Source organism: Telluria sp. ZT3P25 (assembly GCF_059685895.1).
Map to the genome: position 1 here is coordinate 407,485 of NZ_JCASIJ010000001.1, position 15,125 is coordinate 422,609.

Annotated in this window: 10 protein-coding genes and 1 pseudogene; all 11 read left to right on the forward strand. The window is 62.5% G+C overall.

The window, feature by feature from the left end:
* Nucleotides 1–60: 60 nt before the first annotated feature.
* The 11 genes and pseudogenes from AC56LY_RS01875 (at nucleotide 61) to AC56LY_RS01925 (ending at nucleotide 15,125) form a co-directional block, all read left to right on the forward strand.
* Entirely contained in the window at nucleotides 61–1,074 is a 1,014-nt protein-coding gene (locus AC56LY_RS01875) for a LysR family transcriptional regulator (RefSeq protein WP_499576053.1), read from the forward strand.
* Nucleotides 1,071–2,711 carry a Wzz/FepE/Etk N-terminal domain-containing protein gene (locus tag AC56LY_RS01880; protein ID WP_499576055.1) on the forward strand — a complete coding sequence of 547 codons (1,641 nt, stop codon included), beginning with the start codon at nucleotides 1,071–1,073 and terminating at the stop codon, nucleotides 2,709–2,711. Before AC56LY_RS01875 ends, AC56LY_RS01880 begins: the two co-directional genes overlap by 4 nt.
* Nucleotides 2,712–3,121: 410 nt before the next feature.
* Nucleotides 3,122–4,330 (forward strand): MraY family glycosyltransferase, encoded by a 1,209-nt coding sequence (locus AC56LY_RS01885; RefSeq protein ID WP_499576057.1) that lies wholly within the window; start codon nucleotides 3,122–3,124, stop codon nucleotides 4,328–4,330.
* 62 nt (nucleotides 4,331–4,392) lie between these two features.
* A pseudogene (locus tag AC56LY_RS01890) lies at nucleotides 4,393–5,409 on the forward strand (SDR family oxidoreductase); the annotation flags it as partial.
* Between the two features lie 303 nt (nucleotides 5,410–5,712).
* Nucleotides 5,713–7,068, forward strand: coding sequence for a lipid II flippase MurJ (locus tag AC56LY_RS01895; protein WP_499576059.1), 1,356 nt, complete (start codon nucleotides 5,713–5,715; stop codon nucleotides 7,066–7,068).
* A 17-nt stretch (nucleotides 7,069–7,085) separates the two neighbouring features.
* Nucleotides 7,086–8,300, forward strand: coding sequence for a glycosyltransferase family 4 protein (locus AC56LY_RS01900; protein ID WP_499576062.1), 1,215 nt, complete (start codon nucleotides 7,086–7,088; stop codon nucleotides 8,298–8,300).
* Complete coding sequence (locus AC56LY_RS01905) at nucleotides 8,290–9,633, forward strand: O-antigen ligase family protein (protein WP_499576064.1); 1,344 nt, start codon at nucleotides 8,290–8,292, stop codon at nucleotides 9,631–9,633. The genes AC56LY_RS01900 and AC56LY_RS01905 overlap by 11 nt, the downstream gene beginning before the upstream one ends.
* 112 nt (nucleotides 9,634–9,745) lie before the next feature.
* Nucleotides 9,746–10,741 (forward strand): polysaccharide deacetylase family protein, encoded by a 996-nt coding sequence (locus AC56LY_RS01910; RefSeq protein WP_499576067.1) that lies wholly within the window; start codon nucleotides 9,746–9,748, stop codon nucleotides 10,739–10,741.
* Nucleotides 10,738–11,874 carry a glycosyltransferase family 4 protein gene (locus tag AC56LY_RS01915; protein WP_499576069.1) on the forward strand — a complete coding sequence of 379 codons (1,137 nt, stop codon included), beginning with the start codon at nucleotides 10,738–10,740 and terminating at the stop codon, nucleotides 11,872–11,874. Before AC56LY_RS01910 ends, AC56LY_RS01915 begins: the two co-directional genes overlap by 4 nt.
* Nucleotides 11,874–13,928 (forward strand): asparagine synthase (glutamine-hydrolyzing), encoded by a 2,055-nt coding sequence (gene asnB, locus AC56LY_RS01920; RefSeq protein WP_499576072.1) that lies wholly within the window; start codon nucleotides 11,874–11,876, stop codon nucleotides 13,926–13,928. The genes AC56LY_RS01915 and asnB overlap by 1 nt, the downstream gene beginning before the upstream one ends.
* Before the next feature lie 30 nt (nucleotides 13,929–13,958).
* A complete protein-coding gene (locus AC56LY_RS01925) occupies nucleotides 13,959–15,125 on the forward strand; it encodes a glycosyltransferase family 4 protein (RefSeq protein WP_499576075.1) in 1,167 nt (388 codons plus the stop codon).

Consider the following 15,125-nt stretch of genomic DNA (forward strand, 5'->3'; position numbering starts at 1 on the left):
GGATTTTTAAAAGATTTTCTCAATTAAATATCTGCACGGATAATGTAGGTGAGGTACGCCATGAAACTGGTCGAAACATTGGATAGTGCGCCGGGTATATCGCAGGTCATTCATATTGGCGCTGCCGCGAAAGCCGGCACGGTCACGCCGTCCATCACCAGAATGCCGCGTATCAGTCTCAAGCAATGGAAAATGTTTCATGCGGTAATTGATTGCGATGGTTTCGACGGCGCCGCCGATCGTTTGCATGTCACTCAGTCGACTGTCAGCCACGCCGTTGCCAAGCTCCAGGAACAACTCGGCATCCCTCTGCTCGAACTGAAAGGCCGCAAGGCGCAGATCACCGCCGAAGGCCTGTGGCTGCTGGAAAGGTCACGCGAGTTGCTCAAGCATGCCAATGCGCTCGAGGCGCTGGCCGACAATCTGCGCCAGGGCTGGGGCCCTGACGTTCGCGTGGCAATCGACCCCGGCTTTCCGTCCGACCTGCTGATCCAGGCCGTGCAGCAATGCTCACCGTCGCTGCACGACATGCGCCTGAGCATCAGTGAAGTCACGCCCGACGGTGCCCGGCGCGCGTTGCATGGGGGCGAGGTCGATATCGCCATTGCCGCGCAGGCGGTGCCGGGCTTTGCTGCCAGTTTCCTGTTCGAGGTCGAGCACATCGCCGTGGCACATCCTGCCCATCCGCTGTGTTCAGGCAAGCGCACCATCACGCACGATGAGCTTGACGCGCATTCCCAGATCATCATCGCCCCGGCACAGCACGATGGCGTTGCCGGCCCGGCAGGGTCGGCGTCTCATCCGGGTTCCTGGCGTGTGTGTCATCCAGACCGGGCCATCGGCATCTTGCGACAGGGTGTGGGGTATGCGTGGCTACCCAGGTTCCAGGTGCAACACGCGCTCGACGCCCGGCACCTGTGCGCGTTGCCGGTGGTGGCCGGGCGCCATCACCACACGCGCCTGTACCTGATGTATGCACAATCGGTAACGGCAGGGTCAGTGGCCAGGCAGTTTGCCGACGCCTTGCATGTCTGCAGCGCACGCTGCCTCCAGACCGGCATGGGGCGGGCATGAAACGCGCCCTGCAACCAATGTCCATGCCGCTGTCGCGCCGTGGCAGAGACGTTGAAGCGCCCGAAGCGCTGCTCGGGATCAGGCATGTGCTGCGCAACGGCTGGCTGATCGTGGGCGTAGCCTGTGCAATCACCATCCTCGCCATCGCCGTCGCACTGGGTGTCAAACCGGTGTATGAATCAAACATCCTGATCCAGATCACGCGCCACGCGCCCCCGTCGGCCGACCTGCAGACGGAAACCCCGGCCATCACCGAAATCGAAATCCTGCGTTCACGCTCCGTCCTGGCGCGGGTGGTGAATGCGCTTCACCTCGATATCGCTGTCGAGCCGACCCTGTTTCCCGTCGTTGGCGCGTTCATAGCGCGCAGCAATCCGGGCTTGTCCGATCCCGGGCTGTTCGGTCTCGGCGGCTATGTCTGGGGAAACGAACAGGCAAGGGTGGACATCTTCAAGGTGCCTGATGCGCTGCTGGGCCAGCCATTCAGGCTGGTCGTCAGCGGTCATGATGCCTATACGCTCAGCCAGCCAGAGGCCGGCATACGGTTGCACGGCAAAGTCGGTCAGCAACTGCGCGCCAGGACCCTGTCCGGGCCGTTGGACATCCTGGTCACGTCCATCCATGCCAGACCGGGCGCGGCGTTCACGCTGCACCGCAGTCGCGAAGGGCAGGCAGTGGACAGGTTGCAACGGTCGTTGGCAATTGCCGAAAAGGGCCGGCTATCGAATGTGATCGGCGTGTCGTTGCAGGGTGGCAATCCCGAGCTGGTCAGCCGGATCCTCAATGAAATTGCCGACCAGTATATCCAGCAGCAAACCGCCCAGAAGACCGACGAGGTGAAGAACCAGCTGGTGTTCTACGACCAGCAAGTCGCGCAGGCGCAACGCCGCATCGGTGAGCTCGATGTCAGGCTCAACGAACTCCTGCGCAAGCATGGTGCCTCTGACCTGAGCGAGGACGCACGTATCCTGGCCCAGCAATCGCTCGTGCTGCAGGCGGAACTCACAGCAAAAGAGCAGCAGAAAATCGCGTTGTCGAGCCGCTTCGGTGACCGGCACCCCGATATGCTGGTGATCACGCGGCACATCGCCTCGGTTCGCCGTGACCTGGCTGACATCGAGACCCGGCGCAAGGGCTTTGCAGCGGCCCAGCAAGAGATCCTGGCGGTCAACCGCGACAAGCTGGCGCACAGCCAGATGAGTTTCGAGCTGCTCAATATGCGCCACAAGCTGGATGCGTTGATGCTGTCGAATCACATCAACGTGCGCCTGGTCGACCGGGCCCAGACCCCGCTGCAGTCGGTCACGCTGGCCTTGCCGGTCATGGTCGTGCTGGCGTGTCTGCTGGGCGTGGTCAGTGGTCTCGTCGCTTCGGTACTGAAAAATTCGCTCGTGCGGCGCAAGCACCGGGGTGGCGCAGCGTGGGGTGCGCGGCGCCTCGCCATTGGTACGCAGGCGCCGCTGGCCGACGACAACGATGAGCAGCAAAGCACCGCGTCGCCCGCGTCGCCCACTGCTGGGCAAGGGGAAGCGGCGCCCGGCGCGGGGCAGGGGGACGCGTCACCTGCGGCGGCGCAACGCAGCATGGAAGGCAACACTGCACGGGGCGAGGCACCGGCGACGACCACGCAGGGGTGAGCTGGTCTTCCGGTGTTTGCGGCGCAAGTGCCGCGCTGCAGTCGCACTCGCGGTTAGATGGCGTGCAACGCGCCACTGCAACTCGTCAATGTGATGCGTACGATCCCATCCGCCGATATCATCCCGATAATTCCAGGCGCACATCGCGCGTCGATCGCCACTCCTTGGTAAATAGATTTTGCTATTTACTTGAGGATGAATCGCGAAAGAAACCAATCATAAAAATGCATCTGAAGAGCATGGCCGGCGATTGATGCATCGATTTTTTCAACGTTTTCCATTTCTCTTTTTTGCTAAAGTAAAAGCCTGTATCGAGACGGTGTGCACCAATGTCGAGAATGCCGATGGCAACGACAGGGCGCGCCACGCGCGTGAATACCGATTATTTTCGGCGATGAACGGAGGGCATAATGGCGATGAAAGAAACATTCAATGGTCTTGAATCCATGTTTCTATCAGCATTGTTATTCCCGCTGGTCGAAACATTTGTCGTGGCATTATTGGTCAGCTTAGTCATTTGTATGCTCAATATTCTGACCGAACGTTGGCATGGCAAGTTTTCATTCGATATCGATGTCAATGGTGTCCAGAAAGTTCACAAGACCCTGGTTTCACGCACTGGCGGCGTGGCCATGGTGGCGGGTGTGCTGGCAGTCCCGTCATGCGGCAGTCTGTTCGGCTATCCGCCAGCGCAGCAAATCGAGACAAACACACGCATCCTGCTGCTGCTGCTGGCAGCGATGCCGGCGTTTTTGGCCGGCATCATCGAAGACCTGACCAAGCAAGTGTCAGTCCGCGTCCGCCTGTGCGCGATCCTCACCAGCGCCGTTCTTGCCGCCTTTCTGGTGGAAGCGCATCTGCCCCGTCTGGATATCTGGGCGCTTGACGGCGTTCTGCACTGGCTACCGATCTCGCTTGGCATTACGGCGTTTGCAGTGGCCGGCGTGTCCAATGCCATCAATATTGTCGATGGCTTTCACGGTGTCGCCGGCGGCACGGTCGTTGTCATTCTTGCTGGCACAGGTTTTCTGGCATGGCAAGGTGGGGATATCCTGGTCACGCAGCTGGCTCTTGCCGGGATGGGCGCAACCATCGGCTTCCTGCTTTTCAATTACCCCACCGGCCGTCTGTTCATGGGCGATGGCGGCGCGTACTTCATCGGCTTCTGGGCAGCCGAAGTCGCGGTACTGACGATTGTGCGCAATCCCGGTATCAATGCCTGGCAGATTCTCGCGATCTACGCGTACCCGGTGATCGAAGTCCTGTTCAGCATCTACCGCCGAAAGTTCTTGCGCAGCGCCTTGGTCGGCGCGCCAGACCGCCTGCATCTGCATTCGCTGTTTTACCGCCGCGTTGCCTGCAACCGGATCCGCATAGCCCGCTACGCATGGGGCCGCAATGCCGGCGTAGCCTGCTTCGTTACCGCATGGCTCGGCGCCGCAACAATCACCGCCGTGCTGGTCGGCGATACCGTGCCGGCCGCCGTGGCACTGGTCCTGGCTCAGATGGTGATCTACGTGGCGGTCTACATGCGCCTGGTGCGTGGCCACTGGGGGCGCTGTCGCCACCCCGCCGTCATTCTTGGTTTGCGGCCTCAGCCCAGGAGCAGGGCGATCTGACCGCTGCGCCTGCCATGCAACGAGCACATTCATCCGATTTGCCACTCTGACAGGAACAGGTCATGCACAACTACGACACGATCCAGACGGCGCTGCGCGCGCATCCCCGGCGGTGGCTGATCACCGGCTGTGCGGGCTTTATCGGTTCCAATCTGCTTGAAACGCTGTTGAAGCTCGATCAGACCGTCGTTGGTCTCGACAATCTGTCGACTGGCTTTCAGCGTAACCTGGATCAAGTGCGCAGTCTCGTGACCGCCAGTCAGTGGCAGCGCTTCACGTTCATGCAGGGCGATATTCGCGATCCGTACATGTGCCGGCATGCCGTCGCCGGCGTCGACAAGATCCTGCACCAGGCCGCACTGGGCTCGGTGCCGCGCTCGATAGCAGATCCGGTTGCCACCAATGACACCAATATCAACGGCTTTCTTCAATTGCTGGTCGCTGCGCGCGATGCGCAGATCACGTCGTTCGTGTATGCGGCGTCCAGTTCGACCTATGGTGACCACCCCGGCCTGCCCAAGGTAGAAGAGCGCATCGGCAAGCCACTGTCGCCCTATGCGCTGACAAAGTACGTCAACGAACTGTATGCAGACGTGTTTTTCCGTTGCTACGGGTTGCGCACCGTGGGTCTGCGCTACTTCAACGTGTTCGGCAAGCGGCAGGACCCCGATGGCGCCTATGCCGCCGTGATTCCCAGGTGGATCGCGGCGATGATGGCAGGTCGCCAGGTGCAGATCCATGGCGACGGCAGCACGAGCCGGGATTTCTGCTATGTCGACAATGCGGTGCAAGCCAACCTGCTGGCCGCGATGGCACCGGTCGCTGCCGGCAGTGCGGTCTACAACGTGGCCGTGAACGATGCGACGACACTGAACCAGCTGTTCGCGTGTCTCAAAACCATTCTCGGTACGCACGGCGTGACCGCAATTATGGCGCCGCTTTACACCGCGTTCCGCGCTGGCGACGTGCACCATTCGCAGGCAGACGTCAGCAAGGCCATGCGCGAACTTGGGTACGCGCCGGCGTACCGCATCAATGCCGGCCTCGAGGCGGCTGTGCCGTGGTATCTCGAACACCTTCACAATCTGGCACCGGGCGCGGACGTTGTTGACGGCGTTATTGAGGGCGGTACTGAAGGTACTCCTGAAGGTGCTTCTGAAGGCGTTACTGAAGGCGCGGCTGACGGCGTCATTGCCAGTGCTGGTGTCAGCGCAGATCTCACCACTCGTGTCACCGCTGGTGTCACCTCGGCGGGCGCCTCCGATATCACCTTCGATAGCATCGCGGATGCTGCCGCAAGCGCAGGTGTGAACCATGCTCACGCCGGTTAAGCATGTCCAGCCTGCGCTGACGATGCCGCATGGCCGCGGCGAGAGGCGCAAGTGAGCCTGCTCAATATGCTCGGTACACGGTGCCGCATCGCCGATCCGCAACATCTCGCGATTTTTCGGGGGATGCTGACCGTTGCGCTGTTCACCTTGCTCGGTAAGCTGATGAGCGCGGTGAAGGAAATGGTCGTCGCCTACCGCTACGGCCTCTCGGCTGAGGTCGATGCTTACCAGTTTGTGTATAACCTGGTGTCCTGGCCGCTCGGCATCTGGGCCAGCGTACTGACGGCGGTTCTGGTGCCCCTGGTGGCGCGCATGCGCGTATCCGATCCGCAGGCAATCCCGCGCTTTCGCGCTGAACTGGCCGGCTTCACACTCATGCTCGGCATGGCGCTGGCGCTGCTGGGCGGGCTGGGCATCGGCGCCATGTTGCGGTTCGACCGGAGTGGCTTGCCGGCGCATTCGGCGCAGCTTGCCGCGACGGCGCTTCCCGGCATGCTCATGATGCTGCCGCTCGGCCTGCTGGTCGCGCTGCTGTCGGCGTGGCTGCTGGCGGCGCAGCGCCACGTGGGCACGCTGCTCGAATGCGTGCCGACGCTGTTCATTGCGGCAGCGGTTCTGACGTTCACCAGCGGCGGGATCGGCCCGCTGGTGTGGGGCACGCTTGCCGGCTGCGTCGTTCACCTGCTCACGCTGCTGGTACCCGTGACGGCGCGCCATGAACTTGCCGCGCCCGTCTTCACCAGAAACTCTGCTCACTGGCAATGGTTCTGGCAAGGCTTCGGCATCATGCTCGCCGGCCAGGCCTTCATGAGCTTCACCGTGATCATCGACCAGTTCTATGCTGTCGGCCTTGGCACAGGGGCACTTGCCATGCTGGGCTACGCGAACCGCCTGCTGTCGCTGATTCTTGGCCTGGCTGCCATCGCCGTCTCACGCGCGACGCTGCCGGTGTTTTCGCAGGCCGGCGCCGACGCGACCGGGGACGTCTACCGCGTCGCCGTGTCGTGGGCACGCCTGATGTTCGCGGGCGGGGTCGTCGTGATGCTGCTGAGCTATCTGAGCGCGCCGTGGGCGATACGGGTTCTGTTCGAGCGGGGCCAGTTCGATGCCACCGACACGGCGCGGGTCACCGAAGTGCTGCGCTACGGCTTGCCGCAGTTGCCCTTTTATTTTTCGGCGATGGTGCTGGTGAGTTATGCGCTCAGCCAGCGCCGCCATGGCCTGATTTTCTGGTCCGGCGTCATCGGTTGTGGCGGCAAGGTGATCGGCAACCTGTTGCTGGTGCCGCGTTTTGGCGTCAACGGCATCGCGTTGGCGGCGATGGTGGTGTACGGTCTGAACGCGTCGTTTTTCTGGCTGGTGCTCCGGCGCCGGCTGTCACCGCAGTGCCCTGCGCCATGTGCGTGAGCGATGGAGCGCATCGAATGAAAATTCTTTTGCTCATGCATAGCCTGGCCGCGGGCGGCGCCGAGCGCGCCGCTTGCACCCTGGCCAATTTTTGGGCGGGCCAGGGCCGCGAGGTGACCATTGTCACGCTGGCGCCGGTCAGTGCCGATTTTTACCCGCTTGACCGCCGGATCATGCGTATATCGCTGCATCTGGCCGGGGACAGTCGCCATGCGCTCCATGGCCTGTGGCAAAACGTGCGGCGCGTGGTGGCGCTGCGGCGCCTGTTACGCAGTCTGCGCCCGCACGTTGCGCTTGCGATGATGAGCACGCCAAATGTGCTGCTGGCCCTTGCCAGCCGGTCGTTGCCGGGACTATGCACAATCGGTTCGGAGCGGTGCTACCCGCCACATGCGCCGATCGGTCGCCTCTGGCACGGCCTGCGCCGCACCCAGTACTGCCGGCTGTCGGCGATGGTGGCATTGACTGGCGAGTGCGCGCACTGGATCGAAACGCGTACCTCGGCGTCGCGGGTTGTCGTCATTCCCAATGCCATCGCCTGGCCGCTCCCGGATAATCCGCCGCGGCGCAGTCTGGCCAAGCTGTGCCATGCACAGCGCAAACGCCTGCTTGCCGTGGGTCGCCTCGAACCCGTGAAAAATTTCGACGCCCTGATTCGCGCCTTCCAGCGCCTGGCAGGCGTGTTCCCCGACTGGGATCTGGTCATTCTCGGCGAGGGCCCCGAGCGTGCCCGCCTGGCAGCGACGATCAGTCGCCTGGGACTGGCGCAGCGTGTGGCCATGCCCGGCGTGGCCGGCAATATCGCGCAGTGGTATGGCCAGGCTGATCTGTTTGCGCTGACCTCGCTGTCCGAAGGTTTTCCCAACGTTCTGGCCGAGGCCATGGCGCACGGGGTACCTGCGGTCAGCGTCGATTGTGATACCGGGCCGCGCGATATCGTCCGGCATGGCATCGACGGCCTCCTGGTACCGCCGAACGATAGCGTAGCGCTGGCCGACGCGTTGGGGCGTGTGATGGGCGACGCCATATTGCGTGGCCAGTTGGCGGCCCATGCGGCGCAGGCGAGGGAGCGCTTTTCGATCGAGAAGATCGGGCAGATGTGGGAAACGCTGTTCCTGGATCTGTGCGGCAGTCAGGCGCCGGCCAGCGAAGGCACCCACACAGCCAGCCATACAGGCAGCCATGCAGGCAATCTCAGTACGGCGATGGGAGGCACAGCCGATGCGCCATGAACCTGTCACCGGTACTCTGTCGAGGCTGCTCGAACGTCGTGCGGTCCAGTCGCCGCCACGTACTGACAGCCGGTTTTTCATCCGCTATCACACGCTGTTGATGGCGGTGGCGCTCGGTGCGATGTACGCCAACCTGCCGATCTATTTATATGTTCTCGATGCAGGTTTGCTGCCGAAATTTATTTATTTCGGCATCTTTGCATTTATCGTGCCGCTGATACTCCTGCGGTGGCAGGCACTTGGCAATTACCTGATGTCGCCATTTGCCTTGTGGGCGCTGCTCTTATTCTTGTTGAACATGATTCATCTGGCTGCATTCCACGCCAGTGCCGATGTGGGCGGTGCAGCGTTCATCGATATGCACGCCGAAGCCAGGCGCTCCATGATCGCAACGCGCGCGCAATATATTCTGTTTGCCCTGTTTCTAGGATTTGTCGCCCATATCTCGCCCGCGAGAACGTATTTGCGGATCATGCTTGTTCTGATGATCAGCGTACCGTGCGCCGTCATTGTCGATTTTGCCAACCCCGGGTTATTGTATCCGGTGGATCTGAGTGGTGCAGTTCTCGGCCGGGCAGCAGCAATGTTCATCAATCCGAACCTGGCCGGTGAAGCCATACTGCATATTCTCGTACTCGGCTTTGCAGTGCTCGGGCGCCGCTATCGCATGCCGTTGTTTTTATTGGCCGGAATCGCCATTCTGACCACATTTTCCCGTGCCGCCATTATCGCGTGGTTGGTGTTGCTGGGGCTCTTTATATATAAGAAAACATTGCCGAAATCAGCGTGCATATCGCTGGGTATTGCATTGGGAATACTTCTCGTCTTTATCGGCAGCTTTGAAAGTTATATATCGTCAAGGGACGAATTCGAAGACGCAGCGAACAATATTCTGTCAAGGCTCAACTTCTTCTCCAGCTTTACCTTCGATGATGATAGTTCCGAAGAACGCGCGGATGTGATTCAGGCGGGCTGGGATTTATTTCTCCAAAACCCTTTATTTGGCGCAGGTGCTGGCGCAACGCATTTTTGGCGGCACCGGGGAAGCACGCATAACCAGCTGCTTCTTTTGGCAGCCGAATATGGCGTCTACGGCATTTTATTATGGGGATGGATGCTCATCATGCTGTGTAAAAGCCTGTTTTTCAGCGATCAGGGATTGCGCTATGCAATGGCATTTCTGTTTGCGTTCATGTCGCTATTCACGCACCAGATGCTCGATGCTGCTTCGTACTGGCTGGCCACCTTCGCGCTGGTGTGTGCCATGCCGGGCCGCGCGACGGTGAGCGCATCGATACCCTGGCCCGGGCAGCTCACGGCGCGCTTTCGCTGAAAGGGAACGCCGTGCAGCGTGCCACAACGCGACCGGCCCGGCCGATTTCACATCACGCGTGCACCTGCACGCACACACCGCATCGCTTGAGACGTGCTCTTCGTATTCAACCATGGCTTCTGCAAAATTCGTCATTTCGCTCGACTTCGAGCTGTTCTGGGGCGTCGCCGATACGCAGACAATTGCTGCCTACGGGCGCAATGTGCTGGGCGAATGGGAAGCCGTGCCCCGGCTGCTGGCCTTGTTCGCGCGCTATGGCATGCGGGTCACGTGGGCGACGGTCGGCATGATCATGTGCCGCAATTACGCTGACTGGCGCGCCACCCGTCCGGCGCTGTTGCCGGGCTATGCGCGCGGCGCCCTGTCGCCCTATGGCATGGACCAGGTCGTGCGCAGCTATCCGCAGCTGTTCTTTGCGCGGCCACTGGTCGAGCAAATTCTGGCGGCGCAGGGGCAAGAATTGGGGACGCACACGTATGGCCATTTCTATTGCAACGAAGCGGGTGCATCACCGGCGCAGTTTGCAGCGGATCTGGCATGCGCCCAGTCAGTGGCGGCCGGCATGGGCGCCAGCTTGCGTAGCGCGGTACTGCCACGCAACCAGATTGTCGCCGCTTTTTTGCCCATCCTGGCGCAGTCGGCGATTCAGGTGTATCGCGGCAATGCGCAGCATCCGTTGTACCGCCATGGCGACGCCGTGGTCGGTGGCGTTGCCGGTCGCGCGGTGCGCTTTGCCGATGCCTGCCTGCCCCTGAGCGGCAAGAGGACAGTGCGCCCACATTCGCACGGTGCTCTTGTGAATGTGCCGGGGAGTCAATTTCTCTATCCATGGTCGCGCCGGCACCGTGCTTTGTTGCCACTGCGTCTGCGTCGCCTGAAGCAGGGGATGGCGCTGGCAGCGCGGGAGGGCAGTATTTTTCACCTGTGGTGGCATCCACACAATTTTGGCGTGAACCTGGACGAAAATCTGGCGCAACTCGAGGTGCTGCTGCAGCACTACCGGCGCCTGGCCGACACCCATGGGATGCAAAGCCATTGCATGGCCGATTTTGCCCAGGTAATACCCCAGGCAACACCCACTGGATCGGACGCATGGGGGCAGTCATGACACGCCACGTCCTGCATGTGATCACCGGCCTGGCGGTGGGAGGCGCCGAGATGGCGTTGTACCGTCTCATCCAGGCGTTTCGCGACAGCGATTACCGGCATACGGTCATCGTCCTCACCCCCGGTGGCGGCATGTACCCGCGTTTTGCCGCGTCCGACATCACGTTGGTCGTGCTTGATGTGCGGCGTACGCCCGTCATCGACCTCGTACGACTGGTGCGCCTGATGCGCGCGATGCGTCCCGATATCGTCCAGACCTGGCTCTATCACGCCGATTTTCTCGGTGGCCTGGCGGCCCGGTTCGCCGGCAACCGCAATGTCATCTGGGGCATTCGCACGACCGATGTCGACGGCGGCTCCGCGCGCAGCACCGCGCTCGTGCGCCACCTGTGCGCAGTGTTGTCGCGTTGGGTGCCGCACACCATCGTGTGCGTGGCAGAAGCGGCGCGACGCTCCCATTCCCTGCTTGGCTACGATGCCAGCCGTATGGTGGTGGTGGGCAATGGTTTCGATCTGTCGGCGCTGACCCCGGGCGATGACGGGCGCGCTGCGCTGCGTGCGCGCTGCGGCTTCGCGGCCGACCATGTCGTGCTGGGCACGCTCGGGCGCTTCAACCTCGACAAGGATTACGCCAACTTCGTCGCGGCCGCCGGCCAGCTTGCCAGCCGCGACCCACGGCTGCGCTTTCTGATGATCGGCAAGAACGTGGATGCAGCCAACACCGAGCTGATGCGCTGGATCGATGCCACGGGGTATGCCGGGCGCTTCGTCTTGCTGGGCGAGCGGACCGATGTTGCCATATGCCTGTCTGCCATGGACATCTTTTGCCTGTCCTCGCGCACCGAGGCCTTTCCCAACGTGGTTGGCGAAGCGATGGCGATGGGTTTGCCGTGCGTGGCGACCGATGTCGGCGATGTTGCGGTGCTGATGGCAGGCACCGGTGTGCTGGTGCCGCGGGCCAATCCCGACGCGCTCGCGCAGGGCGTGGCGGGCCTGGTCGCGCTGGATGCCGCGCATCGCAGGCAGATGGGGCAGCAGGCCAGGGCGCGGATCGGCGCCGAATACACGATGGCCTGCGTGCGGGAGCGCTTCGAGCGCATTTACGAAGGCATCATGACAAAAGGGGAACGCTAATGTGCGGATTCACTGGTTTTCTGGCAGCTGCTGCTGCACCGGCGACCGACCAGATCGGCTGGCTCAGGCGCATGACCGACGCGATTGACCATCGCGGCCCCGACGATGCCGGCTACTGGTGTGATGGTGAGCATGGCATCGCTCTGGGGCACCGGCGCCTGGCGATCATCGACCTGTCACCAGCCGGCCAACAGCCGATGCGCTCGTGCTCGAGCCGCTTCATGCTGGTCTTTAACGGCGAAATCTATAACCATCTGGGCATCCGCCGCGAGCTTGAGGCGAGTTCCGGGGTGTGCGGATGGCGTGGCCGCTCCGACACCGAAACGCTGCTTGCCGGTTTCGATGCCTGGGGCATCGCTGCCACGGTGGAACGCGCCATCGGCATGTTCGCCTTTGCCGTCTGGGACCGCCAGACGGGCGTGCTGACACTGGGGCGCGACCGCGTCGGCGAAAAGCCCCTGTATTACGGCTGGCAGGGCCGGGGGGACGGTGCGATGTTTCTGTTCGGCTCCGAACTCAAGGCCCTGCGCGCGCACCCGGCATGGGCTGCCGACATCGACCGCGCGGCGCTGTGCCTGCAGCTGCGGCACAGCTATGTACCGGCGCCGTATTCGATCTATCGCGGCATCGCCAAGCTGCTGCCGGGCTGCCTGCTGAACGTTTCGGCGGCGCGTCCGGAGCCGGTGCTGCACAGGTACTGGTCGGCCGCGCAGCAGTGGACGGCGGGTTTGGCCACGCCGTTTGCCGGCACGCCAGCTCAGGCAGTCGATGCACTCGACACCTTGCTCAGGGATGCCGTCGGCGCCCAGATGATGGCCGACGTCCCGCTGGGTGCGTTCCTGTCCGGCGGCATCGACTCGTCGACGATCGTGGCACTGATGCAGGCCAGATCAACGCGTCCGGTGCAGACCTTTTCCATCGGGTTCCACGAGCAAGGCTTCGACGAGGCGCCGCATGCGAAAGCCGTGGCGCGTCATCTCGGTACCGATCACACCGAGCTGTACGTGACGGCCGCGCAGGCCCAGTCCGTTATTCCACGGCTGCCATCGATGTACGACGAACCGTTTTCGGACTCATCCCAGATTCCCACATTCCTCGTGTCCCAGCTGGCGCGCCGGCACGTCACGGTGTCGCTGTCGGGGGATGCCGGCGACGAATTGTTTTGTGGCTATACCCGCTATGGCTTCGCGGCGCATCTGTGGAAGTCGATCAGCATGGCACCGTTGCCCGTGCGCCGGCTCGCCGCCCGGGGCATCACGCGGGTGCCGGTCGCATCCTGGAACCGGCTGGCGCGCACGCTGGGGCCATGGTTGCCACGTGCCATGCGCTTTGCCAACACGGGCGACAAACTGCATAAAGGCGCCCAGGTCATTGCCAGCGCCTCGCTCGACGCCGTGTACCTGGGCCTGGTGTCGCACTGGGACGACCCGGCTGCGCTCGTGATCGGTGGGCACGAACCGGCGACATTGCTGCGCGGCGGCGCGCCGGCACTGGCCGGGCTCGGGAGTGTCGAACGCATGATGGCGCTCGATACGCTGACCTATCTGCCCGACGACATCCTGGTCAAGGTCGACCGGGCCGCCATGAGCGTGTCGCTCGAAACGCGGGTGCCGTTCCTGGACCACCGCGTGGTCGAGTTCGCCGCGCGGCTGCCGCGCGCGCTGAAATTGCGCGATGGGGTGGGTAAGTGGGCGCTGCGGCAAGTGTTGTATCGCTACGTGCCGCAAGCACTGATCGAGCGGCCCAAGATGGGCTTTGGCGTGCCGATCGGCGACTGGCTGCGTGGCCCGCTGCGTGACTGGGCCGACACGCTGCTGGCCGAGCCGCGGCTGCGCAGCGAAGGCTTCTTCGATCCCGTGCTGCTGCGCACGCGCTGGCGCGAACACCTCAGTGGCCAGCGCAACTGGCAATACCACCTGTGGGATGTCCTGATGTTCCAGTCGTGGCTCGAACAGCAGGGCGCCCCGCACAGTGACGCGGGCGACGCTGCGCTGCGCTGTCCGCCGACGCCAGCCGTGGCATCGCCCTGCACGCTGGCGAACTGGGCCTCGTGAACTGCGCCGACTTTCCTGAGGATGTACACCATGAACAAGAAAATCGTTATTTCGGTTAATACCGCCTGGAATATCCATAATTTTCGCGCCGGCCTGGTCAAGGCCCTGATCGCGCAAGGGTACGAGGTCATGGTGATGGCACCCGCCGACGCCTATGCACCCCGGCTGGCCTCGCTCGGCTGTCGCTTCAAGACTGTTTCGATGGACAACAACGGCACCAGTCCCAGCCGCGACTTGTCGCTCCTGGTCAAGTATTGGCGTGTGTTGCAATCGGTGCGTCCGCTGGCCTACCTGGGTTACACGATCAAGCCGAACATCTATGGATCGATTGCGGCGCATGGACTCGGTATTCCGGTCATCAACAATATCGCCGGCCTTGGCGCGACCTTCATCAACAACTCCCTGCTGACGTGTCTCGTCAAGCGGCTGTACCGCAGCTCGCTCAGGCGATCGCATCGGGTATTCTTCCAGAATGCCGACGATTGCAAGCTGTTCGTCGACGCGGGCCTGACGCGGCCTGGCGTGGTGGAAGTATTACCCGGCTCCGGGATCGACTTGCAGCACTTCCAGCCGTGTCCGGCGCAGCAACCTGCAGCGGCTCCGTTTCGGTTCTTGCTGGTGGCCAGGATGCTGCGGGATAAAGGTGTCGAGGAATACGTCGCTGCGGCGCGCATCGTGCGTCAGCAATTGCCGGCGGTGCAGTTCCAGCTGCTGGGGCCGGTGGATGCACACAATCCGAATTCGATCCCGTTCGAACGGATCGCGGGCTGGGCCAGCAGTGGGCTGATCGAGTACCTGACCGAGGCCGACGATGTCCGGCCCTACCTGGCACGTGCCGATTGCGTCGTGTTGCCGTCGTACCGCGAAGGCGTGCCGCACACGCTGCTCGAGGCGGCGGCCATGGCGCGCCCGATCATCGCCACCAATGTGGCCGGCTGCAAGGATATCGTCGAGCATCAGGCCAACGGCTTGCTGTGCCAAGTAAAGGATGCGGGCGACCTGGCCGCCAAAATGGTTCAGATGGTGAGCCTCACGCCCGCGCAGCACCTGGCCATGGGGCAGGCTGGCAGGACCAAGGTCGTCGCGCAGTTCGACGAAAACGTCGTGATCGCGCGCTACCTGCACGCGCTGCGACAGATTGAAGCCAATGCGCAGGCGCACGCCGTGCAGGGCCTCGAAACCACGGCGCAAGTCTGA

What these genes read in the sequence shown, in the direction of transcription:
- AC56LY_RS01875 (WP_499576053.1), top strand. Translation starts at nt 61, where the DNA reads ATGAAACTGGTCGAAACATTGGATAGTGCGCCGGGTATATCGCAGGTC.
- AC56LY_RS01880 (WP_499576055.1), top strand. Translation starts at nt 1,071, where the DNA reads ATGAAACGCGCCCTGCAACCAATGTCCATGCCGCTGTCGCGCCGTGGC.
- AC56LY_RS01885 (WP_499576057.1), top strand. Translation starts at nt 3,122, where the DNA reads ATGGCGATGAAAGAAACATTCAATGGTCTTGAATCCATGTTTCTATCA.
- AC56LY_RS01900 (WP_499576062.1), top strand. Translation starts at nt 7,086, where the DNA reads ATGAAAATTCTTTTGCTCATGCATAGCCTGGCCGCGGGCGGCGCCGAG.
- AC56LY_RS01905 (WP_499576064.1), top strand. Translation starts at nt 8,290, where the DNA reads ATGCGCCATGAACCTGTCACCGGTACTCTGTCGAGGCTGCTCGAACGT.
- AC56LY_RS01910 (WP_499576067.1), top strand. Translation starts at nt 9,746, where the DNA reads ATGGCTTCTGCAAAATTCGTCATTTCGCTCGACTTCGAGCTGTTCTGG.
- AC56LY_RS01915 (WP_499576069.1), top strand. Translation starts at nt 10,738, where the DNA reads ATGACACGCCACGTCCTGCATGTGATCACCGGCCTGGCGGTGGGAGGC.
- asnB (WP_499576072.1), top strand. Translation starts at nt 11,874, where the DNA reads ATGTGCGGATTCACTGGTTTTCTGGCAGCTGCTGCTGCACCGGCGACC.
- AC56LY_RS01925 (WP_499576075.1), top strand. Translation starts at nt 13,959, where the DNA reads ATGAACAAGAAAATCGTTATTTCGGTTAATACCGCCTGGAATATCCAT.